General features: G+C 69.8%; 20 protein-coding genes, 1 tRNA gene, 1 pseudogene and 1 riboswitch. Of the genes and pseudogenes, 7 read left to right on the top strand and 15 right to left on the bottom strand.

The window, feature by feature from the left end; translation table 11 throughout:
* Positions 1 to 56: 56 nt before the first annotated feature.
* From WCE37_RS02350 to moaA, 6 genes and pseudogenes are all read right to left on the bottom strand, one after another.
* Positions 57 to 458, bottom strand: coding sequence for a hypothetical protein (locus WCE37_RS02350; protein WP_343277963.1), 402 nt, complete (start codon positions 456 to 458; stop codon positions 57 to 59).
* Positions 459 to 631: 173 nt separating this feature from the next.
* Positions 632 to 1072: pseudogene (locus WCE37_RS02345) on the bottom strand (molybdenum cofactor biosynthesis protein MoaE); the annotation flags it as partial.
* A 2-nt stretch (positions 1073 to 1074) separates the two neighbouring features.
* Entirely contained in the window at positions 1075 to 1335 is a 261-nt protein-coding gene (locus WCE37_RS02340) for a MoaD/ThiS family protein (protein ID WP_343253553.1), read from the bottom strand.
* Complete coding sequence (gene glp / locus WCE37_RS02335) at positions 1332 to 2594, bottom strand: gephyrin-like molybdotransferase Glp (protein WP_343277962.1); 1263 nt, start codon at positions 2592 to 2594, stop codon at positions 1332 to 1334. The genes WCE37_RS02340 and glp overlap by 4 nt, the downstream gene beginning before the upstream one ends.
* Complete coding sequence (gene moaCB, locus WCE37_RS02330) at positions 2591 to 3616, bottom strand: bifunctional molybdenum cofactor biosynthesis protein MoaC/MoaB (protein WP_343277961.1); 1026 nt, start codon at positions 3614 to 3616, stop codon at positions 2591 to 2593. The genes glp and moaCB overlap by 4 nt, the downstream gene beginning before the upstream one ends.
* A 7-nt stretch (positions 3617 to 3623) precedes the next feature.
* Complete coding sequence (gene moaA, locus WCE37_RS02325) at positions 3624 to 4604, bottom strand: GTP 3',8-cyclase MoaA (protein WP_343277960.1); 981 nt, start codon at positions 4602 to 4604, stop codon at positions 3624 to 3626.
* A riboswitch (molybdenum cofactor riboswitch) is annotated at positions 4596 to 4742 on the bottom strand. It overlaps the preceding gene by 9 nt.
* 92 nt (positions 4743 to 4834) lie before the next feature.
* Between moaA and ccsA the strand changes: the two genes are divergently transcribed.
* Positions 4835 to 5617, top strand: a complete 783-nt coding sequence (gene ccsA / locus WCE37_RS02320) for a cytochrome c biogenesis protein CcsA (protein ID WP_343277959.1) — start codon at positions 4835 to 4837, stop codon at positions 5615 to 5617.
* A gap of 86 nt (positions 5618 to 5703) precedes the next feature.
* Here the strand turns inward: ccsA and radA are convergent, their stop codons facing one another.
* Entirely contained in the window at positions 5704 to 7083 is a 1380-nt protein-coding gene (radA, locus tag WCE37_RS02315) for a DNA repair protein RadA (RefSeq protein ID WP_343277958.1), read from the bottom strand.
* Positions 7084 to 7243: 160 nt separating this feature from the next.
* Here radA and WCE37_RS02310 point away from each other — a divergent pair, with 160 nt between their 5' ends.
* On the top strand, positions 7244 to 8920 hold the full coding sequence (locus tag WCE37_RS02310; protein WP_343277957.1) for a GMC oxidoreductase: 1677 nt from the start codon (positions 7244 to 7246) through the stop codon (positions 8918 to 8920).
* 43 nt (positions 8921 to 8963) lie between these two features.
* Positions 8964 to 9039: transfer RNA gene (locus tag WCE37_RS02305), tRNA-Thr, on the top strand.
* A 74-nt stretch (positions 9040 to 9113) separates the two neighbouring features.
* Here the strand turns inward: WCE37_RS02305 and ispH are convergent.
* From ispH to murJ, 5 genes are all read right to left on the bottom strand, one after another.
* Positions 9114 to 10064 (bottom strand): 4-hydroxy-3-methylbut-2-enyl diphosphate reductase, encoded by a 951-nt coding sequence (gene ispH, locus WCE37_RS02300; protein WP_343277956.1) that lies wholly within the window; start codon positions 10062 to 10064, stop codon positions 9114 to 9116.
* Between the two features lie 131 nt (positions 10065 to 10195).
* The gene (lspA, locus tag WCE37_RS02295; RefSeq protein WP_343277955.1) at positions 10196 to 10696 is read right to left on the bottom strand and encodes a signal peptidase II; all 501 of its coding nucleotides are present in this window, start codon (positions 10694 to 10696) and stop codon (positions 10196 to 10198) included.
* Positions 10687 to 13473: an isoleucine--tRNA ligase gene (gene ileS, locus WCE37_RS02290; RefSeq protein ID WP_343278007.1), complete on the bottom strand. Its 2787-nt coding sequence runs from the start codon at positions 13471 to 13473 to the stop codon at positions 10687 to 10689. The genes lspA and ileS overlap by 10 nt, the downstream gene beginning before the upstream one ends.
* 56 nt (positions 13474 to 13529) lie before the next feature.
* Positions 13530 to 14480: a bifunctional riboflavin kinase/FAD synthetase gene (locus tag WCE37_RS02285; protein ID WP_343277954.1), complete on the bottom strand. Its 951-nt coding sequence runs from the start codon at positions 14478 to 14480 to the stop codon at positions 13530 to 13532.
* Positions 14481 to 14571: 91 nt separating this feature from the next.
* On the bottom strand, positions 14572 to 16215 hold the full coding sequence (gene murJ, locus WCE37_RS02280; RefSeq protein WP_343253563.1) for a murein biosynthesis integral membrane protein MurJ: 1644 nt from the start codon (positions 16213 to 16215) through the stop codon (positions 14572 to 14574).
* A gap of 203 nt (positions 16216 to 16418) precedes the next feature.
* Between murJ and rpsT the strand changes: the two genes are divergently transcribed.
* On the top strand, positions 16419 to 16691 hold the full coding sequence (gene rpsT / locus WCE37_RS02275) for a 30S ribosomal protein S20 (RefSeq protein WP_343253564.1): 273 nt from the start codon (positions 16419 to 16421) through the stop codon (positions 16689 to 16691).
* Positions 16692 to 16794: 103 nt separating this feature from the next.
* Here the strand turns inward: rpsT and cgtA are convergent, their stop codons facing one another.
* From cgtA to rplU, 3 genes are all read right to left on the bottom strand, one after another.
* Positions 16795 to 17841, bottom strand: a complete 1047-nt coding sequence (gene cgtA, locus WCE37_RS02270; protein ID WP_343277953.1) for an Obg family GTPase CgtA — start codon at positions 17839 to 17841, stop codon at positions 16795 to 16797.
* A 136-nt stretch (positions 17842 to 17977) separates the two neighbouring features.
* The gene (gene rpmA / locus WCE37_RS02265; RefSeq protein ID WP_343253566.1) at positions 17978 to 18238 is read right to left on the bottom strand and encodes a 50S ribosomal protein L27; all 261 of its coding nucleotides are present in this window, start codon (positions 18236 to 18238) and stop codon (positions 17978 to 17980) included.
* 12 nt (positions 18239 to 18250) lie between these two features.
* Positions 18251 to 18571 (bottom strand): 50S ribosomal protein L21, encoded by a 321-nt coding sequence (rplU, locus tag WCE37_RS02260; protein ID WP_343253567.1) that lies wholly within the window; start codon positions 18569 to 18571, stop codon positions 18251 to 18253.
* Between the two features lie 575 nt (positions 18572 to 19146).
* Between rplU and WCE37_RS02255 the strand changes: the two genes are divergently transcribed.
* The 3 genes from WCE37_RS02255 (at position 19147) to WCE37_RS02245 (ending at position 25308) form a co-directional block, all read left to right on the top strand.
* On the top strand, positions 19147 to 21603 hold the full coding sequence (locus tag WCE37_RS02255) for a S8 family serine peptidase (RefSeq protein ID WP_343277952.1): 2457 nt from the start codon (positions 19147 to 19149) through the stop codon (positions 21601 to 21603).
* A 337-nt stretch (positions 21604 to 21940) separates the two neighbouring features.
* Positions 21941 to 24892, top strand: coding sequence for an excinuclease ABC subunit UvrA (gene uvrA / locus WCE37_RS02250; protein WP_343277951.1), 2952 nt, complete (start codon positions 21941 to 21943; stop codon positions 24890 to 24892).
* On the top strand, positions 24889 to 25308 hold the full coding sequence (locus WCE37_RS02245; protein WP_343277950.1) for a thioesterase family protein: 420 nt from the start codon (positions 24889 to 24891) through the stop codon (positions 25306 to 25308). Before uvrA ends, WCE37_RS02245 begins: the two co-directional genes overlap by 4 nt.
* The last annotated feature ends 8 nt before the right edge of the window (positions 25309 to 25316 follow it).

Below are 25316 nucleotides of genomic sequence, written 5' to 3'. Positions count from 1 at the left end.
AGCCGTGAGCCCCTCGCGCGCCCGCGGCGAGTCGCGACCGGTCGGCCCGGCGCCGGTCAGTCGGGACGCGGCGCGGCGCGGCGCAGCGGTGGACCGCGGCGGCGGACGCTGTCGCGGACGTCGACTTCGAAGGCGAGCCTCAGCGCTGCTTCGCCGCCGGGCAGCGCGAACTCCAGGGCATCGCGGCATGGCAACCGGGCAACGTAGTCGCGCACCTCGGCCTCGGGAAGGCTGAAGGTCCACGCTCCGCCATCGGCGTCGAAGCGCGCAGCGGCCCTGCCCTCGTCGCTGGTCGCGGCAGTGGCCGCGTCGCCAACCAGCAGCCGCAGCCGCTGGCAGGCCACGGCGCCCGGCGCCGCCTGCGTGCGGTTCACCACGTCTTCGCCAGCCAGCAGCCGCGCCAGCTCCTCCTCGTCGATGCGCAGGCGCAGCGATGGGCCTTGAAGCTGGACTTTCATCGCCGCGTGGCGGACGGAAGCGACGCGCCGCCCTCAAGCGTCGAAGCCACGCCAGCCCGCCGGTCATCGGCATGCGGGTGGCCATGGCTGTCGGCGTGAAGATGGGCACCGGCATGATCGTGCCCGTGACCTGCGCCCTCGCCATGCGCAGCGGCGTTGGCGTCATCGACGCCGCACAGCGAGCAGCCCTCGCTCCAGACGCTGTCGCCGTCCTCGTAATGCTCCTGCTTCCAGATCGGGCTGGTGTGCTTCACCTGCTCGATCAGCTCGCGGCAGGCACGGAAGGCCTCGTCGCGGTGCGGGGTACCCGCGGCCACCACCACCGCCAGGTCGCCCACGCCGAGGCGTCCCCTGGCATGCGCGACGTACAGCCGGACCTTCGGTCCGAAGCGCGTATCGATCTCTTCGGCGATGGCCCTGAAGCCATTCAGCGCCAAGGGCTCGAACATGTCGTAGCTGACGCCGGTGACCACGCGGCCGTGGTTGAGGTCGCGCACGCGGCCGATGAACATCGTCATGCCGCCGAAGCCGGGATCGGACACGAACTCGAGCGCCGAGGCGGGATCCAGCGGGCCATCGGCGATGTCGGTCACCGCGCAGTGGAAGCGTTCCATGTTCAACCTCCGCTCACCGGCGGCAGCACGGCCATCGCCACGCCGGGGACCAGGGCCTCGGCATCGCGCATCACCGTGCTCTCGCTCGCGAAGGCCGAGGCCTTCAACAGTTCCGGCCGGAACGCCGGCCAGTGTTCGCGCGCGTGGTGGTCCAGCGCCTCGCGCAGGTCGGCCACGCGCGCGCCGTCGGGCACCTCCAGCTCGACCAGCGCCGCGGGATCATGCGCCCGGAACGCACCAAACAGGCTCAGCTGCACCTTCACTCCAGCACTCCTCCGATCAGCGGGGCCTCGAGGTGCCCCAGGCCATGGACATCCACCATCCCGCCCGCCTCGAGCGCCATCGATTCCGGCGGCACCACGATCCAGGCGTTGGCCGCAAGCAGCGGCAGCACCTTGAACGATTCCTGCCCCTGCAGCACCCGGGCACGCAGGCAGCCGTCGACAAGCTCGACCCGCCCCTTGAGGTGGAAGCGCAGCGGCGCACGCTTGCGGTAGGCGTCGGCCAGCGGCATGCGCAGGGGGCGCTCGGCCGCCATGCCCGCCATCGCGCGCAGGGCGGGTTCGGCGAAGAACCGCAGGCCTACCGCGCTCGACACCGGATTCCCGGGCAGCCCGAAGAACAGCGCGCCGCCGGCCAGGCGCGCGAACAGCAGCGGCCTGCCGGGACGGATCGCGACCTTGTGGAACCGGATGTCGGCGCCGATGCCGCGCAGCGCGTCGGGCACGAAATCGTGTCGGCCCATCGACACCGCGCCGGTGCTCAGCACCACGTCGGCCCCGGCCCCGAGCGCGCGCTCGAGCGCGGCCAGGAACATCTCCGGCTCGTCGCCGACGGTCTCGCGCAGCACGATGTCCGCGCCCGCCGCGGCCGCGCGCGCGGCCAGGAACGGCCCGTTGCTGTTGCGGATCTCGCCCGAGGCCAGCGGACGCGCCGGGTCGTCGACCAGCTCGCGGCCGGTGTTGATCACCGCCACTCGCGCCCGGCGCCGCACCGCCACCGCGGTGACGCCCAGCGAAGCGAGCACCATCAGCTCGGCGGCCCCGATGCGGCTGCCGGCCGCCACCGCCGGCGCGCCGCTGGCGATGTCCTCGCCGCGCAGGCGCACGTTGTCGCCGGAAGGCACGTCGGCGGACAGCCGGATGCGCAGCGGCCGCCCGCGTTCGTCGCGCTCAAGGACCTCCACGCGCTCCACCGGCACCACGCTGTCGAGCCCGCCCGGCATGCGCGCGCCGGTCATGATTTCCCAGGCGCCGTCCTCGGCTGCGGCCGCCTCGTCGCCGGCCACCTGCGCGCCGGAGACGTCGAACTCGCGGCCCGCGGCCAGTACCTCGCCCGCGGCGCGCAGCGCGAATCCGTCCATCGCCGAGTTGTCGAAAGGCGGCAGGTCCGCTTCGCTCGCGACCGCCTCGGCCAGCACCAGGCCCAGCGCGTCCTGCGGAGCGCGCCGCTCGATCGCAAGCGGCGCCGCTTCAGCCAGGACCAACGCCAGCGCCTCGTCGTACGCGAGGGCCGCGCTCACGGATGTCCCCCGCCATCGACCATCGCCAGCGCATGCGCCAGCAGCGGCGCCAGGATGTCGATGCCCTGCTGTGCCGCGCGCCGGCTGCCGGGCAGCGCGAACACCAGCATGCCGCCGACCTGCACCACGTCGGCCCGGCTGAGCCAGGCCAGCGGGGTGTGCTTCGCGCTCTCGCTGCGGAACATCTCGGCCAGCCCGTCGACGCCGCGATCGGCCACCGAACGCAGGGCTTCGGGCGTGTGGTCGCCGGGGCCGAGGCCGGTGCCGCCGGTGGTCAGGCAGATGCGCACGCCGTCGGCGGCGAGCGCACGCAAGCGGCCCGCAAGCGGCTCGATGCCGTCGGGCAGCACCTCGGCACCGGCCACGCGCGCGCCGAGGCGGCGCAGGCCGTCGACCAGCAGCGGGCCGGACAGGTCCTCGTATTCGCCGCGGCTGGCGCGGTCGCTGAGCGTCAGCACCGCGCACGGCACGCCGTCCAGGCGGGCAAGGTCGCGCGGCCGGTAGTGCGCGCGTTCGTCGCCGTCCATGCCGTCGGGGTGCAGCCAGAGGCCGCTCTTGCCGCCTTCCTTGAACAGCAGGCGGATGCCATCGATGGCAAGCGCCGGCTCCACCGGTTTGGTCAGGTCGTACAGCGTCAGCAGCGCCGCGTTCACCCCTGCCAGCGCTTCCATCTCGACGCCGGTGCGGGCTTCGGTGGCGCACTCGCAGTACACGCGGATGGCATGGCGCGCCGGCACCGGCACGCAGCGCACCTGCACCAGCTCCAGCGGCAGCGGATGGCACAGCGGCATCAGCGCGGAGGCCATCTTCGCGCCCTGCAGGCCGGCCACTTCGGCCATCACCAGGGCGTCGCCCTTCGGCAGGCGGCGCTCGACGATCATGGGGAAGGCGGCCGCGCCGGCCATCAGTTCGCCCACCGCGACCGCGCGCCGGCGCGTGGGGCGTTTGTTGCGGATGTCGGCCATGTGGAAGGCCGCGGGTTCGCTGGTCACGCGCTGTCCGCCCATGCTGTCGTCATTCATGCGCCGGTCATCCGCCAATGGACGCGAGGTGTGGAGTGAGGCCGGTCTCGCCCTGGTGCAGGCCATGGCCGGCCGCCTTCAGTCCGAGCTGGGTGCCGATGCGCGCGACCAGCGCACCATGGTCGTCGTCGGACTGCAGCAGCGGGCGCAGGCCGATGCCGAAGTCGCCGAACAGGCACAGCCGCAGGTCGCCGCGCGCGGTCACCCGCAGGCGGTTGCAGCCGGCACAGAAATCCTTCGAGTACGGCGCGATGATGCCGATGCGACCCCTGTACCCGGGATGCGAATACTCGCGCGCAGGGCCGGCGTCGGGCGCGCGCGGGCGCAGCGTCCAGCCAGCCGCGACGATCTGCTCTTCCAGGGCTTCGGCGCGCACGTGGTGGCGTTCGAAGAACTCGAGGTTGTCGCCGGTGCGCATCAGTTCGATGAAGCGGATGGCGATGTCGCGCTCGCGCAGGTAGTCGAACCAGCCCGGCAATTCGTCGTCGTTGCGCCCGCGCAGCAGCACCGCGTTGAGCTTGACCGAATCGAAGCCCAGGCCAAGCGCCATTTCCACGCCCTCGGTGACCTCGGCGAAACGGTCATGGCCGGTGATCGCGCGGAAGCGCTCCGGGTCCAGCGTATCCAGGCTGACGTTGAGGGCCGTCAGGCCGGCCTCGCGCCACTCGCGCACATGGCGCGGCAGCAGGGTGCCGTTGGTGGTGATGGCGATGCGGCGGACGCCGGGCACGGCGGACACCGCGGCGATGATCGGCAGCAGGTCCTTGCGCAGCGTCGGCTCGCCGCCGGTGAGCCGGATCTTGCTCATCCCCAGCGCCGCGAAGGCGCGCACCAGGCGCTGGACCTCATCGAGTTCGAGGAAGCGCGGACGCCCGTCCGCCTGGTAGCCGTCCGGTAGGCAGTAGCTGCAGCGGTAATTGCAGGCCTCCGTCAGGGAGAGGCGCAGATAGGGAAACGACCGTCCGAAACGGTCGACCAGGGCAGCCATGTTGTCGCTCCATTCCGGGACAAGGGAGGCCGGCCCGTTTCCAGTCCGACCCGGTGGCCCGCGAAGGCCACGGCCCGGTCGCCATATCCAGTGGAATATCCCACCAGACCCAGGCAGCCGGGCTTGGAGTGCCACGGGGCCGGGGCCCCGCTTGTGGACAGCATAGCGCGCCCGCCGCACAGCGTCGCCGCCCCGTTCAGGCCGGCCAGCGCCTATGCGACACTGCGCGGATGATTCCCGTCCTCATCGCGATTCTTCTCTATCTGGCGGCCGCCGGCCTGCTGGTGCGCGGAATCCGGCGCGGCCAGCGCGCCAGCACCTGGCTGCTCGCGGGGGGCGGCGCCATCCTCGCGCATGCGCTCGAACACGTGCTGGCCTGGCGTGCGCTTGGCGGCGCCGACATGCATTTTTTCGCGGCGATTTCGCTGGTGACCCTGGGGATGGCGGCGCTCACCGCTGCAGTTGGCGCACGCGGACGCACGGGCTCGCTCGGCGTCGTGGTGTTCCCGCTCGCAGCGCTGGCGCTCCTCGGCAACCACCTTTACGGCCACCTGCCGCCAGAACCGCTGGACTGGCGGCTGCAGCTCCACGCCTGGCTCGCGCTCCTGGCCTACGCCACCCTGGCCGTGGCCGCGCTGCTGGCGGGCATGCTCTGGCTGCAGGATCGCGCGCTCAGTCGCCGCGAGGTCCACCGCTGGCTGCGCGCCCTGCCGCCCCTGGTCGAACTTGAAACCCTTCTGTTCCGCACCATCGGCGCCGGCTTCGTGCTGCTGGCCATGACCCTGCTGACCGGCGTGCTGTTCGTCGAGGACCTGCTCGCCCAGCATCTTGCGCACAAGACCGTGCTCAGCGTGCTGTCATGGCTTGTGTTCGGCGTGCTGCTGCTGGGCCGCTGGCGCTTCGGCTGGCGCGGGCGCAAGGCGGTGCGCTGGACACTCGCCGCCATGGCGCTGCTGGTGCTGGCCTTCTTCGGCAGCAAGTTCGTGCTGGAGCTTGTCCTGCAGCGCGCCTGACGGTGCCGGCCCTGTTGTGGGAGCGGCCATCGCCGCGATGTCGATCCACAAAAGCAGCTGCGGCTGCGCCGGCAACAACCCGCCCCTCAGCCCGCGGCGTCGATGGCGTCGGCCAGGCGCTCCACGCCCACCACTTCAAGATCCTTGTAGCGGCCGCCCTTGGGCGCATTCGCCTTGGCCACGATGGCGCGCTTGAAGCCGTGGGTAGCGGCTTCCTTCAGCCGCTCCTCGCCGTTCGGCACCGGCCGGATCTCGCCCGACAGGCCGACCTCGCCGAAGGCGACCGTCTTGTCCGCCAGCGGCCGGTCCTGCAGCGATGAGAGCACCGCCAGCAGCACCGGCAGGTCGACCGCGGTCTCCTGCACGCGGATGCCGCCGACCACGTTGACGAACACGTCCTGGTCGCCGACCGCGATGCCGCCGTGCCGGTGCAGCACCGCGAGCAGCATCGCCAGGCGGTTCTGTTCCATGCCCACCGCCACCCGGCGCGGGTTGGACAGCGGCGATGAATCCACCAGGGCCTGCACTTCGACGAGCAGCGGGCGCGTGCCTTCGCGGGTCACCATCACACAGCTGCCGGGCTGGCGCGTGCCGCCGGAAAGGAAGATCGCCGACGGATTGGGCACTTCCTTCAGGCCCTTGTCGCCCATGGCGAACACGCCGAGCTCGTTGACCGCGCCGAAGCGGTTCTTGAACGCGCGCAGCACGCGGAAGCGGCTGCCGGAGTCGCCTTCGAAGTACAGCACCGCATCGACCATGTGCTCGAGCACGCGCGGGCCGGCGATGCCGCCCTCCTTGGTGACGTGCCCGACCAGGAACACCGCGGTGCCGGTCTCCTTGGCGTAGCGCACCAGGCGCGCCGCGGATTCGCGCACCTGGCTGACCGAACCGGGCGCGGCGGTGAGGGTCTCGGTCCACAGCGTCTGCACGGAGTCGGCCACGATCAGTTTGGGCCGGAGCCTGGCGGCATGGCCGAGGATGTGCTCGACGCAGGTCTCGGCCAGCGCATCCACGCCGTCCAGCGGCAGGCCGAGGCGGTGGCCGCGGCCGGCAACCTGGGCCAGGGACTCTTCGCCCGTCACGTACAGCCCCGGCAGCGCCCCGGACATGCTGGCCACGGCCTGCAGCAACAGGGTCGATTTGCCGATGCCGGGATCCCCGCCGACAAGCACCACGGCGCCCTCCACCAGCCCGCCGCCCAGCACGCGGTCGAACTCGCCGATGCCGGTGGACACGCGCTGGTCATCGACCTGCAGGACGTCTTTCAGCGGCGTGACCTTAGGCGCCTCGGCCTTGCCCGCCCATCCGCCCCGCCGCGCGGGCGCTGCGGCCTTGGATGAGGCGGCGGTCTCCAGGACGATCTCCGACAGCGTGTCCCAGGCGCCGCAGGCGCCGCACTGGCCCTGCCATTTGCCCGAGTCGGCGCCGCATTCGGTGCAGACATAGGCGGTGCGGGCCTTGGCCATGAACAAGCTCCGGTAGAAAGATGGAGTGAGGATACCGGCCCGCCATCGCGCGGAGTGAGACCGCCCGATGGCGGGCATGTGTCCGCTGCGGGAGGCACTCGGCGTTTTCACGACTGGTGCCAGCGCGATCGGCGGCATGCGATGCCATGAAGGAACCCTCTTGATCCTCGACTACCTCGACCCATCGGCACCCGACGATTATCAGTGCCACGTCTGCGTCATCGGTGCGGGACCGGCCGGCATCGCGATCGCCAGTGCCTTTGCCGACAGCCGGTTCACCGTGTGCCTGCTCGAAAGCGGAGGCCTGGAAAGCGAGCGCAGCGCACAGGCGCTGAACGAAGGCGAATCCGTCGGCACTTCCCCGCTCGACCCGCACCTGTGCCGGCTGCGCGCGCTGGGTGGCAGCTCCCGGCTCTGGGGCGGCGGCTGCGTGCCGCTGACGCGCCTGGACCTGGCGCCGCGCGACTGGGTGCCAGCCAGCGGCTGGCCGATCGGCTTCGACGAGCTCGCCACTTGGTGCGGCCACGCGCGGTCCACGCTTCGCATCGATCCACGCCATGGCATCGCCGACGGCAGCTTTGGCAACGCGCACTTCCCGCATGCCCTGCCCCTGCTCGAGGAATGCGCGGTGGACCGCGTGTGCATCGAGAGCCCGGTCTTCTTCCAGGCGCATTACCGGTCGCTGCTCGAGGAGTCGGACAACATCACCTTGGTGTTGCACGCCAACCTCATGGAACTCGCGGCCACGCCGGACGCCAGGCGCGTCCAGGACGCGCGCATCGGCAGCCTGGACGGCCGCCGCGGCACCGTGCACGCGCGCCACTACGTGCTCGCGGCCGGCGGCATCGAGAATGCGCGCCTGCTGCTGCTTTCCGATGGCGCGCATCCGCGCGGACTGGGCAATGCCCATGACCAGGTCGGCCGCCACTTCATGGATCACCCGCGCTGCCTCGCCGGACAGGTGCTTGGAGGGAACCTGGACGCGCTGCTGCGCCCCTACGACCGCGACAGCCAGCGCGAGTCGCGCCCGCTCTATCGCGAACTCGCGCTGGCCGACAGCGCCCAGCGCCGGCTGCGCCTGCTCAACGCCCGCGCCCGGCCGCTGCCCGTGCTCGATGCGGCGCCTGCCGGGCTGCAGGCACTGCGCGACCTCCGCGCCACCTTCCGCACGCCAGCGGCCATCGACGCCAGCGGAGTGGAAGGCGACGTACAGCGCGCCCTGGCCACGGGCCTGGGCGGCTCACCCGCGTCCGTGCCACGGCCAGCCGGCGGCGCAAGGCGGGCGCGTCTGGCGATGCGCATTGGCATGAACGCCGGCCACGTCGCGGGTGCAGTCGCCCGCAAGCTTCGCCATCGCTCCGTCGACAGCGTCAGTTCCGTGGACCTGATGGCCTATTTCGAGCAGGCGCCCAATCCCGAGAGCCGGATCACACTCGGCGAATCACGCGACGCCCTGGGCCAGCGCAAGGTCCGTGTGGACTGGCGCTTCACCGACTTCGACTACGCTTCGTTTCGCACCAGCGCCAGCCTGCTCGGACACGAGGCCGCGCGCTGCTGCGCCGGCCGCTTCGAGCCTGCGCCCTGGATCGCCGATGCGACGCAGCGCCCCGGCCTCGTGGGCACGGCCCACCACATCGGCACCACCCGCATGTCCGACCGGTCCAGCGATGGCGTCGTCGACCGTGACTGCAGGGTGCACGACCTTGAAAACCTGCATGTTGCCGGAAGCTCGGTGTTTCCAACCGGCGGCTGGGCCTTCCCCACGTTCACGATCGTGGCCCTGGCCATGCGCCTGGCCGACCGGCTGCGCACCGGCCTGGAGGTGGTGGGCCTGTAATGCTTTGACCGGTGTGCCAGCCGCCCCTACAATGTGCGGCCCCGCCGGAATAGCTCAGTTGGTAGAGCGGCGCATTCGTAATGCGTAGGTCGTAGGTTCGATTCCTATTTCCGGCACCAGCATCATGAAAAAGGCCGCCCCTGGGCGGCCTTTTTCTTTCCGGTTTCCGGAACCGGCGCTGGTGGCGGGCGCCTCAGTCCACCAGTCGCAGCCGCAGCTCCTTGGGCAGGGCGAACACCATGTTCTCGCGCTCGCCATCGAGCTCGCGCACGCTGCCGGCTCCGAGATCGCGCAGTCGCGCCAGCACGCCTTCCACAAGGACATCCGGGGCCGAGGCACCGGCGGTCACGCCCACGTGGTGGCGGCCAAGCACCCATGCGGGGTCGATCTCGTCGGCGCCGTCGATCAGGTAGGCCTCGACGCCGTCGCGCTCTGCAAGCTCGCGCAGGCGGTTGGAATTCGAGCTGTTGGGCGAGCCGACCACCAGCACCAGGTCGCATTCGGTGGCCAGCAGGCGCACCGCGTCCTGGCGGTTCTGGGTGGCGTAGCAGATGTCGTCGTTCTTCGGGCCCTGGAGCGCCGGGAAGCGCGCACGCAGGGCGTCGATCACGCCGCGCGTGTCATCCACCGAGAGCGTGGTCTGGGTGGTGTAGGCCAGGTTGTCCGGCTGCGCGACCTGCAGCGCCTCGACATCGTCCACGTCCTCGGCCAGATAGATGGACCCGGTGCCGCGCTCGCGGCTCCACTGCCCCATCGTGCCTTCGACCTCGGGGTGCCCGGCGTGGCCGATCAGCACCACGTCGCGCCCGGCGCGGCAGTGGCGTGCGACTTCGAAATGCACCTTGGTCACCAGCGGGCAGGTGGCGTCGAACACTTTCAGGCCGCGACGGTCGGCTTCGTGGCGCACCGCCTGGGAAACCCCGTGGGCGCTGAAGATCACCGTGTTGCCGTCGGGCACTTCGTCGAGCTCCTCGACGAAGATCGCGCCGCGCTGCTTGAGGTCGTCGACCACGTAGCGGTTGTGCACGACCTCGTGGCGCACGTAGATCGGCGCGCCCAGCGTCTCGATCGCACGCTTGACGATCTCGATCGCGCGGTCGACGCCGGCGCAAAAGCCGCGGGGGTTGGCGAGCAGGATATCCATGCCGCCATTCTACCCCTGCCCCGATTGGAGCGCTGCGGCCCCTGCGGGCGTGGCCTTCCGCTGAAGCCGGAGCTGGAGCGGCCATCCGCCTTTTGTGGCAGCGGCTATAGCCGCTCCCACAAACAGCCGTCCTACAGGGTTTCGGGCTTCTTCGCGGCGAAAATTCCGAACAGGGCGATGCCGATGGCGCCGCCGACGATGGCGGCGTCGGCGATGTTGAACGCCGGCCAGTAGTGGTCGCGCCAGTGCCACTGGATGAAGTCGATGACGTGCCCGTGGACCAGCCGGTCGATCACGTTGCCGATGGCACCGCCGATCACCAGCGCGAACGGCAGCGCCGTGCGCCAGTCCGCACGCGGCGTGCGCGCCAGCCACACCGCCAGCAGGCCGCTGATGCCAAAGGCCAGCACGGTGAAGAACCACTTCTGCCAGCCCCCGGCGTCGGACAGGAAGCTGAAGGCGGCGCCGGTGTTGTAGGTGCGGTACCAGTTCCAGAAGCCCTCGATCACGGGGATCGCGGTGTACTCCGGCAGGCTGGTCAGCACCCACTGCTTGCTGAGCTGGTCAAGCACCAGCACCACGAGCGAAACGACCAGCCACGGCAATGCGTTGGGCTTCGGCCTCAGAACCACAGGCGGTCCTCCCCCGGGCCTTCCACGTTCGACACGCAGCGCGTGCACAGCTGCGGGTGCGCCTCGACCGTGCCGACATCGCCGCGCCGCTGCCAGCAGCGCACGCACTTGGGCTTGCTGGTAGGCACCGCTGAAACCGCGACCTCGCCGGCATCGTCATCGGCCACCAGCGCCACGTCGCCGCTGATGAAGAAGAAGCGCAGTTCGTCGAGCAGGCCCGACAGGCGGTTCTGGTCGGCCACGCCGCAGGTCAGGGTGATCTCGGCGTCCAGCGCGGCACCGATCGCGCCGCTGGCGCGCATCGGCTCCAGCACCCTGGACACCTGCTCGCGCAGGCGCAGCAGGTCGTCGAACCCGCGCGCGGACAGCGCTGCATCGTCGGTCAACGGAGCCAGGCCTTCGTACCAGGTGGCGAACAGTACGTTGCCTTCGCGTTCGCCCGGCAGGTAGCCCCACATCTCGTCGGCGGTGAACGACAGGATCGGCGCGATCCAGCGCACGAAGGCCTCGGCGACGTGGTACATCGCAGTCTGTGCGCTGCGCCGGCCGCGCGAGTCCTCGCGCATGGTGTAGAGCCGGTCCTTGGTGACATCCAGGTACAGCGAACCGAGATCGACGCTGCAGAAGTTCATCAGCAGCTGCACCACCTCGGCGAAGTCGTAGCGCGCACAGGCATCGACGATCTTCTGCTGGACGCCGTGGGCGCGATGCACGATCCAGCGGTCGAGCGCGACCATGTCGGCCGGCGCCACCACGTCCACCGCGGGGTCGAAACCGTGCAGGTTGCCGAGCAGGAAGCGCGCGGTGTTGCGGATGCGGCGGTAGGCGTCGGCGTTGCGCTTGAGGATCTCCTTCGACAGCGACATCTCGTTCGAGTAGTCGGCCGATGCGATCCACAGGCGCAGGATGTCGGCGCCGAGCGTCTTCATGATTTCCTGCGGTTCGATGCCGTTGCCCAGCGACTTCGACATCTTGCGGCCGTGCTCGTCGACGGTGAAGCCGTGGGTCAGGCACTGCCGGTAAGGTGCGGCGCCGTCGATCGCGATGCCGGTCAGCAGCGACGACTGGAACCAGCCGCGATGCTGGTCGGAGCCTTCCAGGTAGAGGTCGGCCGGCTTGCCGATGCCGCGCGCGGCCAGCACGCATTCGTGGGTGACGCCGGAATCGAACCAGACGTCGAGGATGTCGGTGACCTTGTCGTACTGCGCGGCCTCGTCGCCAAGCAGCTGCGCCGGATCAAGCGCGAACCAGGCATCGATGCCGCCCTGCTCCACCAGGTCGGCGGCGGCGCGCATCAGCTCGCTGGAGCGCGGATGCGGCTCGCCGGTCTCGCGGTGCACGAACAGCGCGATCGGCACGCCCCAGGTGCGCTGGCGCGAGATCGTCCAGTCCGGGCGATCAGCGACCATGCCGGCGATGCGCGCCTCGCCCCAGCCGGGGAACCACTCCACGCCCTCGATCGCGGCCAGTGCGTCGCGGCGAAGGCCGGCCTTGTCCATCGAAATGAACCACTGCGGCGTGGCGCGGAACGCGACCGGCGTGCGATGGCGCCAGCAGTGCGGATAGCTGTGCTCGATCCTGGAATGCGCCAGCAGCGCACCACTGGCGCGCAGCACCTCGACGATGGCGTCGTTGGCCTTCCAGATGTGCGTGCCCGCCAGCTCCGCGCCGTTGGCCGCGGGCGTCGACGGCAGGTACACGCCGCGTCCGTCGACGGGGTTCATCTGCGCGGCGGTGTAGCGGTCGACGATGCCGTACGCGCGCGCGGCCGCGAAGTCCTCCTGGCCGTGGCCCGGAGCGGTGTGCACCGCACCGGTGCCGTCGTCGTCGGTCACGTGGTCGCCCAGGATCACCGGGATATCGCGTTCGGCGTAGAACGGATGCGCGAACAGCAGGCCTTCCAGCGCGGCGCCCCGGGCATGGCCGTGGACCAGGGCCTCGCCTTCGACGCCGTAGCGTGCCAGGACCTTCGTCGCCAGCGAGGCGGCCACGACGAGCCAGCGGCCACGCCCGCCGTGCGCTGGTCCCTCGACCAGCGCGTATTCGATGTCCGCGCCGAGCGACACCGCCAGCGACGCCGGCAGCGTCCACGGCGTGGTGGTCCAGATGGGGAGCGCAAGTTCGACGCCATCGGGCAGCACGGCGCCGAAGGCACGCGCCACCGCGTCCGCATCACGCGCCGGATAGGCCACGTCGACCGCGGGCGACACCTTGTCCTGGTATTCGATCTCGGCCTCGGCCAGCGCCGAGCCGCAGTCGAAGCACCAGTACACCGGCTTCGCGCCGCGCACCAGGTGGCCGTGGTCGATCACCTTCGCCAACGCGCGCATCTCGTTGGCCTCGTACGTCGGGTCCAGCGAGAGATAGGGATCGTCCCAATCGCCAAGCACGCCCAAGCGCTTGAAGTCGGCCTTCTGCAGCTCGACCTGCGTCAGTGCGTACTCGCGGCAGGCCTGGCGGAAGGCCGCTGCGTCGAGCTTCACGCCCACCCGGCCGTGCTTCTTCTCGATCGCGATTTCGATCGGCAGGCCGTGGCAGTCCCAGCCCGGCACATAGGGCGCGTCGAAACCGGCGACCGTCTTCGAGCGGACGATGATGTCCTTGAGGATCTTGTTGACCGCGTGGCCCAGGTGGATGGCGCCGTTCGCATACGGCGGGCCGTCGTGCAGGACGAAGCGCGGCCGGCCCGCGGCCCGTTCGCGCAGGCGGGCATACAGCCCTTCCGCCTCCCAGCGCGCCAGGATGGCCGGCTCCCGCTTGGGCAGGTCGCCGCGCATCGGGAACGCGGTCTCGGGCAGGAGGATGGTGGGTTTGTAGCGCTGGCTGTCGTCGGTCACGCGGTCGCTCGCTGCGAGGTATGCATCAGAATTTCGCGGGCCTGTGCGGCATCGCGGTCCATCTGCGCGACCAGGGTCGGCAGGTCGGGGTATTTCTCTTCGTCGCGCAGGCGCGCCACGAACTCCACCTCGATGCGGCGACCGTACAGGTCGCCGTCGAAATCGAACAGGTGGGCTTCCAGCAGCGGCTCGATGCCGTCCACCGTGGGCCGGGTGCCGAAGCTCGACACCGAAGGCCAGGGCGCGTCGCCAACGCCGTGCACGCGGGTGGCGTAGATGCCCTGCAGCGCCGGCACCTTGCCGCGGAAGCGCAGGTTGGCCGTGGGGAAGCCGAGCGTGCGCCCGAGCTGGCGGCCGCGCACCACGCGCCCGCCGATGGCATAGGCATGGCCGAGCAGGCGCGCGGCGGTGGTGAAATCCCCTGCGACCAGCGCCGCCCGGATGCGCGTGCTCGACACGCGTCCGCCATCGAGCATGACCGGCGCGATCTCGCCCGCGCTGAAGCCGAGCCGCTCGCCCGCGGCCTGCAGCGTGCCCAGGTCACCCGCGCGGCGGTTGCCGTAGCGGAAACCGGGACCGACCCAGACTTCGCGCGCGCGCAGGCGTCGCGCCAGCACGCGTTGGGCGAACCCGTCGGGCGACATCGCCGCGAACGCGCGGTTGAAGCGCAGCAGCCCCACCAGGTCGGCACCGAGCGCGAACAGGCCCTCGGCGCGTGCGCGCGGCAGCATCAGGCGCGGCGGCGGTGCGTCCGGCGCGAAGAACTCGCGCGGCAGGGGCTCGAAGCTCAGCGTGGCCAGCGGAAGGCCCAGCGCCCGCGCGCGCTCCGTCGCGTGCCCCACCAGCGCGCGATGGCCGAGGTGCAGGCCGTCGAAGGCGCCGATGCAGGCCACGCTGCCTTCGGGGCACAGGGGCCCGCCGTCGACGTCGCGGAACAGCTGCTTCATGGGATCCAGGATGGTTTGGCGCCGCCAACAGCGGCAGCGCGCCCGACCGCAGTCGGTCGGCAAGTATACCGACGCCGCCGAGCGCCCATGCTCAGTGGCGCAGGTGCCGCGGCCGCAGGCCCAGTGCCAGCAGCGTAACGGCGTAGGCCAGCCCACCACCGGCAACCACCGCCAGCAGCCACAGCGCGCGCAGCACCAGGCTTTCGATCGCGGTCCAGTCACCCACCCATCCACGAAGCCCCAGGACCACGGCTGCCATCGCCGCGCAGGCCGCGACCAGGCGCAGCCAGAACCGCCCCCAGCCCGGCTGCAGGCGCACCAGGCCGGCGCGCCTGACATAGCGCCACAGCAGCCAGGCATTGAGGATCCCCGCCAGGCCGGTGGCCAGAGCGATCCCACCGTGCGCGCCCTGCACGTCCCAGAGCCACAGCGGGGTGGTGAAGGCGATGGTCATCAGCACGTTGGCAATGACGGTGATGATCGCCGCGCGCATCGGAGTCTTTGTGTCCTGGCGGGCGAAGAACGCCGGCGCCAGCACCTTGGTCAGCATGAATGCCGGGATGCCGATGCTCATCGCCGAGAGGCTGAGCGCGGCCATGCGGGTGTCGTGCGGGGTGAAGCGGCCGCCCTGGTAAACCACCGCGGTCAGGGGCTCGGCCAGCAGCAGCAGGCCGATAGCCGCCGGCACGCCGCCGAGGAGTGCCATGCGCAGCGCCCAGTCCAGCGCAGCTCCGTAGCCCTCGCTGTCTTCGGCGGCATGGCGCCGCGACAGGTGCGGCAGGATCACGGTGCCGATGGCCACGCCGAACAGGCCCAGCGGAAACTCGACCAGGCGGTCGGACAGGTACAGCCAGGTCTGGCTGCCGGTGACCAGCAGGGACGCGAACACCGTGCCCACCAGCAGGTTGAGCTGCGCCACCGACGAGGAGAACAACGTCGGCACCATCAGCCTGGCCACCCGGCGCACATCCGGGTGGCGGAAGCCAGGCCGGAAGCGCGGGCGCAGGCCGAGCCTGCCCAGGGCCGGCCACAGCAGCGCCAACTGCAGGATGCCGGCCACCAGCACGCCCCAGGCCAGTGCCATCACCGGCTGCGCGAAGTAGCGCGACACCCAGACGATTGCCACGATCATCACCAGGTTGTGCAGCACCGGCGTCACCGCCGGCAGCGCGAAGCGGCCGAAGCTGTTGAGCACGGACGCGACCAGCGCCATCAGCGAAATGAACACCAGGTAAGGGAAGGTGATGCGCAACATGTCGGCGATCAGCCCCAGTTTCCCGGGCTCGTCGACGGCGCCCGGTGCGAACACGGCGGCCACCAGCGGCGCCGCAAGCATTCCGACCGCCGCGAACACCAGCACCACCGCCAGCAGTGCGCCGGCCATGGCATCCAGGAACGCCTTCAGCTCCCGCGGGTCCTTGCGCTCGCGCAGCTCGTTGAATACCGGCACGAACGCCATCTGCACCGAACCTTCGGCGAAAATCCGGCGCAGGTAGTTCGGGATCCGGTAAGCGATGACGAACGCGTCCATCGCCACCGAAACGCCGAACACGCGCGACTGCAGGGCGTCGCGAAGGAAACCCGCGATCCGCGACAACAGGGTCATTGCGCTGAACACCGCGGTGGAGCGCAGCAGGCCGCCGCCGCGGCGCCCCGGGCTCTTTTCTCCCGGGTCCGGGCCCTGGCCGCGGCCCGTGTCCGCGTCCGCCACTGCGCCGTCCCCGGCCGGGGTCATTGCGGGCATCGACGCGGCGGGATCCAGCCCCGCGGGTGCTTCGGGAGGGGATCCGCCCGCGGCTTTCGACCCGTCCTGGCCTGCCCGGTTCACGACCGCGTCTCCATCTGGCAAGGATTCTTGACGCAAGCCCCTGATTCCCCCATAATTTCCTGCTCGCTTGACCCGAATTCCGTCTTTACACCCGTTCCCAGGATCCCATTGTGGCCAACATCAAGTCTTCCAAGAAGCGCGCCAAGCAGGCTGTCGTGCGCAACCTGCGCAACAACAGCCAGCGTTCGCAGCTGCGCACCGCCGTCAAGAAAGTGCTCAAGGCGCTTGACGCCAACGACGCCGCCGGCGCCCAGGAGGCCTTCACCTCCGCGCAGCCCCTGCTCGACCGCTTCAGCGCGCGTGGCCTGATCCACAAGAACAAGGCCGCCCGCCACAAGAGCCGCCTGACCGCCCGCATCAAGGCGCTGGCCAGCGCCGCCTGAGGCAGGCCGCACTGCGGTGAACGAAAGCCCGGCTTTGGCCGGGCTTTTTGCGTGGGCGGACACAAAGGCATTCTTGGCCACGGACGTACGCGGATACACCGCCTCAAAGCCCGGCGGCATCTGCCGCATCCGCGGCATCGCGGGCCTGTTCGTCGAGGAAGGCCTGCACGCGCAGCATGACTTCGCGGGTTCCTTCACTGGCCAGGCCCGACACCACGAACCAGGGGGCGCTCCAGCCCAGTTCGGCGACCACGCGCTCGGCATGGGCGCGGGCGTCTTCCGGCGGCAGCAGGTCGGCCTTGTTGAACAGCAGCCAGCGCGGCTTGGCCATCAGGCCGGCGTCGAACTTCTCCAGCTCGTGCTCGATCGCGCGCACCTGGTCGGCGGCGTTCGAGCCGTCCAGCGGCTCGACTTCCACCAGGTGCAGCAGCAGGCCGGTGCGCTGGATGTGGCGCAGGAACAGCGCGCCCAGGCCGGCGCCGTCGGCGGCGCCTTCGATCAGCCCGGGGATGTCGGCGATCACGAAGCTGCGCGCGGGCTCCACGCTGACCACGCCGAGGTTCGGGTAGAGCGTGGTGAACGGGTAATCGGCCACCTTCGGCGTGGCCGCCGACACGGCGCGGATCAAGGTCGACTTGCCGGCGTTCGGAAAGCCCAGCAGCCCGACGTCGGCGAGCAGCTTGAGCTCCAGGCGCAGCCCGCGCTGTTCGCCCTCGTCACCCGACGTCGCCTTTCGCGGCGCACGGTTGACCGAGGTCTTGAAATGGATGTTGCCAAGCCCGCCCTTGCCGCCGCGGGCGACCAGCAGGCGATCGCCGTCGCCGACCAGGTCGCCGATCACCTCGTCGGTATCGATGTTCATCACCTGGGTGCCCACCGGCACCATGATGACCGTGTCCTCGCCGCCCTTGCCGTAGCGCTGCTGGCCCATGCCGTCTTCGCCGCGGCGGGCGCGGAACACCCGCTGATGGCGGAAGTCGACCAGGGTATTGAGGTTGCGGGTGGCTTCCAGCCAGACATCGCCGCCGTTGCCGCCATCGCCGCCGTCCGGGCCGCCGAGCGGAATGTACTTCTCGCGACGGAAGCCCACGCAGCCATTGCCGCCATTGCCGGCGGTGACGGTGATTTCGACTTCGTCGACGAGTTTCATGGCGATGGATCCAGGCTGTGGCGGGGCCGGGCCCTGAAGCCGCGGCGGATGATCGGAAATTCAGCTGGCGCCGGTGCGTGCGCCGGAAACGAAAAGCCCCGCCGGAGCGGGGCCTTCGCGGAGCGTGCTGCCAAGCTCAGGCCTCGGCAACCACGTTCACGGTACGACGCTTCTTCGGGCCCTTGGTCGTGAACTCGACCTTGCCATCGATCAGCGCGAACAGGGTGTGGTCGCGGCCGAGGCCGACACCGTTGCCCGGATGGAACTGCGTGCCGCGCTGGCGGATGATGATGTTGCCGGCATCGATCGCCTGGCCACCATAGATCTTAACGCCGAGGTATTTCGGGTTGGAATCGCGGCCGTTGCGCGAGGAACCTACGCCCTTTTTATGTGCCATGGCTGCGTCTCCTTACTTCTTGTCGCCACCGGCAATGCCGGTGATCTCGATTTCGGTGTAGTGCTGCCGGTGGCCCATCTGCTTGCGATGGTGCTTGCGGCGGCGGAACTTCACGATGCGCACCTTGTCGGCGCGGCCGTGGGCCTTGACGGTGGCGGTGACGGTTGCGCCATTGAGCGCGTCGCCGACCTTGATGCCCTCGCCGTCGCCAAGCATGAGCACGTTGTCGAACGTGATCTCATTGCCTGCTTCGACGTCCAGCAGCTCGACGCGCAGCGTCTCGCCCTTCATCACGCGGTACTGCTTTCCGCCTGTTACCAGGACTGCATACATGACCAAGCTTCCTATGTAGTTATTGTGGTCGCCTGCCACCCTTGGGGTAGACAGGAGCGGAATTGTAATTGGAACCGGGCTTTCGGGTCAAACCAGGGTGAATGGGACTTATACAGTTGCGCATCGCCCCCCGCTTCCGGTAGGTTCAAACGGTCGGACGGGTCACAGGGGACCGTTCGCTGCAAGGACAGCATCAGGCACCTGTTGCGTTGCGGACATCCGCGCGCAGAGGGTCGAATCGTCTCTTTTCACGGAGAGCCTCTGTACGTGCATGGTTCCACCTGCAGCAATCAAGCGGCGCAAGGCCACGCCAGCGCCCAGGATGACCGGCGCAAGAGCGTGCCGCATCGCGCCCGCGCCGCCCGTCCGTCCCGACCGGCTTCGTGCCTGCCCCCCCCGGCACCGCGCATCCGCGCCACGGCGCATCCATATCCGAATTCCGCCCGTCCGCAGGCCGTCGACCCCTGGTCGCGCTGCGGACGCGCGAACAGCTTCCACTGAAGTAGCAACAGCCACTGCGTGGATGGGGCCGACGCCATAGCTGCGCCGGATCGACGAAAGGAGAGAGGAACAAAATGACAAGCACGACTTGGAACACCACAACAACCGCGCTGGCGGTGGCGATCACCGCCGCCCTCGTCGCGGGGCCGTCCTACGCGGCACTCAAGAAGCCGGCGGCGAGCAAGCCGGCACAGACCCAGAAGAGCGCCGTGAAGGCCCCTCTGTTCGCCAAGCCCGGCCATCCCTACGGGGCCAACCTGAAGGCGCCGGCGGACACCGCATACGACTCTTTCATCGTCAGCTTCCAGAAGGGCGCGAAGCCCGCGGCCGACCTTCAGCGCCAGCTCGACTCCGTCGGCAAGCTGCTCGGCACCCGCATCGCGATCCAGCGCACTACCGGCACGGGGGCGCAGATCATCCGCACCGCGCGCACGATCGACGTCGTCGAACGCAAGCAGCTTGAAGCGGCGCTGAGGAGCAACCCGGCGATCCGCGCCGTCGAGCCCAACGGCCGCATGTACCGCATGCTCGAGCCGAACGACCCGATGTTCGCACAGCAGTGGCATTACCAGGGCGACGGCATGGGCATCAATGCCACCGAAGCCTGGGATAGCGTCGACGGCACCGGCTACATCGTCGCGGTGCTCGATACGGGACAGGTCGAGCACGCCGACCTGGATGGCCAGTTCATCGCAGGCTATGACTTCATTTCCGACCCCGCCAACGCGCGTGACAACGATGCCCGCGACGCGGATCCGAACGACGAAGGCGACTGGGACAGCAAGTACGACAGCAGCTGGCACGGCACCCACGTGGCCGGCACCATCGCCGCACTGACCGACAACGGCCTTGGTGTCGCGGGCGTTGCCCACGGTGCCAAGGTCCAGCACGTCCGCGTCCTGGGCAACGCCGGCGGCAGCTTCGAGGACATCAACGACGCCATCGTCTGGGCGTCGGGCGGCAGCGTCCCGGGCGTTCCCGACAACGCCACCCCGGCGAACATCATCAATCTCAGCCTGGGCGGCGCGATCGCATGCCCGACGGACATGCAGGATGCGATCGATATCGCCGTCGAAAACGGCACCTCCGTGGTCGTGGCGGCGGGCAACTCGAGCTCGGACATCGCCAATTACTCTCCGGCGGGCTGCGACGGCGTGATCGTGGTCGCGGGCACGGGTCCGGACAACACGCGCTATGCCGCGACCAACTTCGGCACCGGCATCAGCGTCGCGGCTCCGGCCGGCAGCGGCGTCATGCCCAGCGAAGACCAGGTCCTGTCGACCCTGAACAGCGGCCTGACCGTCCAGGAAGACGACGCCTATGCCTGGTACGCCGGCACGTCCATGGCAGCGCCGCACGTGGCCGGCACGGCCGCGCTGATGATGGAGGCAGCGGGCGAGTGGCTGCCGCCAGACGAGGTAAAGGCCATGCTGCGCAACACCGGCTATGCCGCCAACGGCCTGGTCACCGACTGCGACACCAGCTCGCGCTGGTGCGCCAGCCTGATCGACGCCGGCCGCGCGGTTGCCGTGGCATCTGGCGCCGAGGATCTCCCGGCAGACCCGCCGCCGCCGCCGGCCCCACCGCCGCCGACCGACCTCGAGAACAGCGTCCCCGTCGAGCTCGGATCGATGGGCGCGGGCAACGAGAAGTTCTTCAAGCTCGACGTGCCCGAGGGCATGGGCTCGGTGGTCTTCAACCTGACCCCCGGTACCGGGGCGACCGGTGACTCGGACATCTACGTCCGCTACGGCGCGGCGCCGACCAACTCGCTGTACGACTGCCGTCCGTGGACGGGTGGCACCGTCGCCGAAACATGCGAGTTCACCGCGCCCGAAGGGGGCGAATGGCACGTCAGGGTCGTGTCCTACAGCGCGTCCAACGGCTATTCCGTGATGGGCACGTACGACGACACGCCGGTCGAGGTGGATCCGCCCACCGAGCTGGAAAACGGCGTTCCCGTGACGGGCATCAGCGTGGATGCCGGCGAGGACGTGTTCTACTTCATCGACGTGCCGGAAGGTGCCACCAACCTCGAAGTGTTGATGGATGGTCCCAACGGCGACACCGACCTCTACGTCAGGCACGGCGCGGAACCCACCAACACGCTCTATGACTGCCGCCCGTACCTGTACGGCAGCATCGAGGAGTGCCTGATCGAGGCACCCGCCGCGGGCGAGTGGTTCATCCGCATCGATGGCTACGAGTCGACCACGGGTCTTTCGCTGACCGCCAGCTTCGACATCGAGGGAGGCCCGGGCGTCGCTCCGACGGACCTCATGGCTCGCCAGGTCTTCCCGCTGCGTGGCCAGCGCATCCGCGTGCCGCTGGCGTGGACCGGCGGCGAGGGCGAGCAGGTCGACGTGCTGTTCGATGGCGAAGTGGCGGCCACGTCGAGCAACACCGGCTCGTTCGTCCATACCTTCACCGCAGCGTCGACGGGCCCCGGCTCGGCGACCTACCAGGTCTGCAACGCGGGCACCGACGAGTGCTCGGAGACCATCACGGTGAACTTCAACGCGCGTCGCTGATACAGGTCGCAAGGTGACATGGAGGGGCCCGGTTCGCCGGGCCCCTTTCTTTTGGCTCTTCTCCCCGATTGCTCGCCGGCGTGGCCGTGGCCGTGTCGCTTGATCCGGTGACAATCCCCCTGGTTGCGACGTCGGCGTTGACATTGCCTCCGTCCACGACCGCGCAAAAGGTCCGGGCGCGCCCTCCCGGAGCAATCACCCGCAAGCCCCACGCAGTCGGGAGAAAGACCCTTCTTTTGCCCGGCCCGCGGGGTTCTGGGAAATCGGCGGAACGCCCCCATCCAAGGGGCTGGTAGGCTGGTTGACCGCCCACCCCCTCCTTCCCCCGGAATACCCGATGGCGCTCGACCTCATCCGCATCCGCGGAGCACGTACCCACAATCTCAAGGACATCAGCCTCGACCTGCCGCGCGACCGGTTGATCGTCGTCACCGGGCTGTCGGGGTCCGGAAAGTCCTCGCTCGCGTTCGACACGATCTACGCCGAGGGCCAGCGCCGCTACGTCGAGTCGCTGTCGGCCTACGCGCGCCAGTTCCTGAGCGTGATGGACAAGCCCGACATCGACCACATCGAAGGCCTGTCGCCGGCCATCGCGATCGAGCAGAAGTCGACCTCGCACAATCCGCGCTCGACGGTGGGCACCATCACCGAGATCTACGACTACCTGCGCCTGCTCTACGCCCGCGTCGGCCAGCCGCGCTGCCCGGACCACCACTACCCGCTCGAGGCGCAGACCGTCAGCCAGATGGTCGACCAGGTGATGGCCCTCGGCAGCGACCCGGCGCGTGCCGAGCAGCGCTGGATGCTGCTGGCACCGGTCGTGCGCGAGCGCAAGGGCGAGCATGCCCAGGTCTTCGAGCAGCTGCGCGCGCAGGGCTATGTGCGCGTGCGCGTGGACGGCGCCGTGCATGAAATCGACGCGGTGCCGCCGCTGGCGCTGCGCCAGAAGCACACCATCGAGGCCGTGATCGACCGCTTCCGCGTGCGCGATGACATGCAGCAGCGCCTGGCGGAATCCTTCGAGACCGCGCTCAAGCTGGGCGACGGCATGGCCGAAGTGCGCCCGCTCGACAATGCCTCGGCCGAGCCGCTGCTGTTCTCCTCGCGCTACAGCTGCCCGGTCTGCGACTACGCGCTGCCCGAACTCGAGCCGCGCCTGTTCTCGTTCAACGCGCCCGCCGGCGCCTGCCCGACCTGCGACGGCCTGGGCGTCAGCCAGTTCTTCGACCCGGGGCGCGTGGTGGTGCATCCTGAGCTGTCGCTGGCGGCCGGCGCCGTGCGCGGCTGGGACCGCCGCAACCACTATTATTTCCAGCTCATCGCGTCCCTGGCGCGGCACTATGGTTTCGACGTCGACAGCCGCTGGCAGGAGCTGCCGGAAGCGGTCCGCCAGGCGGTGCTGTTCGGCAGCGGCGGTGAGCGGATCCCCTTTACCTACGTGACCGAGAGCGGCGTGCGCAGCAAGCGCAGCCACGCCTTCGAGGGCATCGTCCCCAACCTCGAGCGCCGCTACCGCGAGACCGAATCCTCGGCGGTGCGCGAGGAGCTGTCCAAGTACATCAGCGAACAGCCCTGCCCCGACTGCGGCGGCGCGCGCCTGAACCGTTCGGCGCGCAACGTGTTCGTGGCGGAGCGCGCGATGCCGTCGATCGTGGTCCTGCCGATCGGCGAGGCGCTGCAGTTCTTCACCGGTCTCGAATTGCCCGGCTGGCGCGGCGAAGTGGCCGAGCGCATCGTCAAGGAGATCCGCGAGCGCCTGGGCTTCCTGGTCGACGTCGGCCTCGATTACCTGACGCTGGAGCGCAAGGCCGACTCGCTGTCCGGCGGCGAGGCCCAGCGCATCCGACTGGCCAGCCAGATCGGTGCCGGCCTCGTGGGCGTGATGTACGTACTCGACGAGCCCTCGATCGGCCTGCACCAGCGCGACAACGAGCGCCTGCTGGGCACGCTCACCCGCCTGCGCGACCTCGGCAATACCGTGATCGTGGTCGAGCATGACGAAGACGCGATCCGCCTCGCCGACCACATCGTCGACATCGGCCCCGGCGCCGGCGTGCACGGTGGCGAGGTGGTGGCCCAGGGCAGCTACGAGGACATCCTCGCCGCGCCACGTTCGCTGACCGGCCAGTATCTGTCCGGCAAGCGCCGGATCGAGATCCCGGCCACCCGCCACGCGCCGAATCCCAAGCTGGAACTGCGCCTGCTCGGTGCCAGCGGCAACAACCTCAAGGACGTCGACCTGGTCATCCCCAACGGGCTGTTCACCGTGGTCACCGGGGTTTCCGGCTCGGGCAAGTCCACCCTGATCAACGACACCCTGTACGCCCTGGCGGCCAACGAGATCAACGGCGCCTCGCATACCCCGGCGCCGTTCCGTTCGGTCGAGGGCCTGGACCTGTTCGACAAGGTGGTCGACATCGACCAGTCGCCGATCGGGCGTACGCCGCGATCCAACCCGGCCACCTATACCGGCCTGTTCACGCCGCTGCGCGAGCTGTTCGCGCAGGTGCCCGAATCACGCGTGCGCGGCTACGGCCCCGGCCGCTTCAGCTTCAACGTCCGCGGCGGCCGCTGCGAGGCCTGCCAGGGCGACGGCCTGATCAAGGTCGAGATGCACTTCCTGCCCGACATCTACGTGCCCTGCGACGTCTGCGGCGGCAAGCGCTACAACCGCGAGACGCTGGAGATCCGCTACAAGGGCCTCAACATCCACGAGGTGCTGGAGCTGACGGTCGAGGCCGCGCTGGATCTCTTCCACGCCGTGCCGACGCTGGCCCGGAAGCTCGAGACCCTCACCGACGTCGGCCTGGGCTACATCCGCCTCGGGCAGTCGGCGACAACGCTGTCCGGCGGTGAGGCGCAGCGGGTGAAGCTGTCGAAGGAGCTCTCGCGCCGCGACACCGGGCGCACGCTGTACATCCTCGACGAGCCCACCACCGGCCTGCACTTCCACGACATCGACCATTTGCTCGGCGTGCTGCACAAGCTGCGCGACGACGGCAACACGGTGGTGGTGATCGAGCACAACCTGGACGTGATCAAGACCGCCGACCGGGTGATCGACCTCGGGCCCGACGGCGGCCACCGCGGCGGCGAGATCATCGCCCAGGGCACGCCCGAGGAAGTCGCGGCGATGCCGCAGTCGCATACCGGGCGCTTCCTGGCGAAGCTCCTGGCCGAACACGCGGTGCGCTCCGGAGCGCCGGTGGTCGGCGAGGCGCCGCGCCCACGCTCGCGCGGAAAGACCGGAACCCCCACCCGTCGCCGCAAGGCCAGGGACATCACATGAACCGCGAACCCGCCGAACACGGCAAGCTGCTCCACCGCATGCCCATCGAACTGCGCTGGCGCGACCTCGACGCCTTCAACCACGTCAACAACTCCAACTTCATGACCTACCTGGAGGAGGCGCGGATCCGCTGGTTCGAATCGTTGGGCACCGAGTGGGTCACCGACGCCACCGCCCCGCTGCTGGCGGCGGTGCAGATGAACTACCGCCAGCCAATCCCCTATCCCGGCTCGATCGTGGTCGAACTCACCGCCGATCGCGTCGGCACCAGCAGCGTCACGCTCGGCCACCGCATCACCAGCGCGGACGGCGCGGTGCTGCACGCCGATGGCCACGTGGTGATGGTCTGGATCGACCGCGCCAGCGGCCGCCCGACGCCGCTGCCCGAAGTCGTACGGACGATCGCGGCCGGCTGAGTCCGCCG

This window comes from Luteimonas sp. MJ250, from assembly GCF_039548455.1.
Lineage (GTDB): Bacteria > Pseudomonadota > Gammaproteobacteria > Xanthomonadales > Xanthomonadaceae > Luteimonas.
The sequence above is the reverse complement of the archived record's forward strand: the minus strand, read 5'-3'. Positions and strand labels throughout refer to the sequence as shown.

Excerpts from the sequence above, each read along its gene's own strand:
- WCE37_RS02350 (WP_343277963.1), bottom strand. The coding sequence starts at position 458 with ATGAAAGTCCAGCTTCAAGGCCCATCGCTGCGCCTGCGCATCGACGAG.
- moaCB (WP_343277961.1), bottom strand. The coding sequence starts at position 3,616 with ATGAATGACGACAGCATGGGCGGACAGCGCGTGACCAGCGAACCCGCG.
- moaA (WP_343277960.1), bottom strand. The coding sequence starts at position 4,604 with ATGGCTGCCCTGGTCGACCGTTTCGGACGGTCGTTTCCCTATCTGCGC.
- ccsA (WP_343277959.1), top strand. The coding sequence starts at position 4,835 with ATGATTCCCGTCCTCATCGCGATTCTTCTCTATCTGGCGGCCGCCGGC.
- radA (WP_343277958.1), bottom strand. The coding sequence starts at position 7,083 with ATGGCCAAGGCCCGCACCGCCTATGTCTGCACCGAATGCGGCGCCGAC.
- ispH (WP_343277956.1), bottom strand. The coding sequence starts at position 10,064 with ATGGATATCCTGCTCGCCAACCCCCGCGGCTTTTGCGCCGGCGTCGAC.
- ileS (WP_343278007.1), bottom strand. The coding sequence starts at position 13,473 with ATGCGCGGCGACCTGCCCAAGCGGGAGCCGGCCATCCTGGCGCGCTGG.
- WCE37_RS02285 (WP_343277954.1), bottom strand. The coding sequence starts at position 14,480 with ATGAAGCAGCTGTTCCGCGACGTCGACGGCGGGCCCCTGTGCCCCGAA.
- murJ (WP_343253563.1), bottom strand. The coding sequence starts at position 16,215 with ATGACCCCGGCCGGGGACGGCGCAGTGGCGGACGCGGACACGGGCCGC.
- cgtA (WP_343277953.1), bottom strand. The coding sequence starts at position 17,841 with ATGAAACTCGTCGACGAAGTCGAAATCACCGTCACCGCCGGCAATGGC.
- rpmA (WP_343253566.1), bottom strand. The coding sequence starts at position 18,238 with ATGGCACATAAAAAGGGCGTAGGTTCCTCGCGCAACGGCCGCGATTCC.
- rplU (WP_343253567.1), bottom strand. The coding sequence starts at position 18,571 with ATGTATGCAGTCCTGGTAACAGGCGGAAAGCAGTACCGCGTGATGAAG.
- WCE37_RS02255 (WP_343277952.1), top strand. The coding sequence starts at position 19,147 with ATGACAAGCACGACTTGGAACACCACAACAACCGCGCTGGCGGTGGCG.
- uvrA (WP_343277951.1), top strand. The coding sequence starts at position 21,941 with ATGGCGCTCGACCTCATCCGCATCCGCGGAGCACGTACCCACAATCTC.
- WCE37_RS02245 (WP_343277950.1), top strand. The coding sequence starts at position 24,889 with ATGAACCGCGAACCCGCCGAACACGGCAAGCTGCTCCACCGCATGCCC.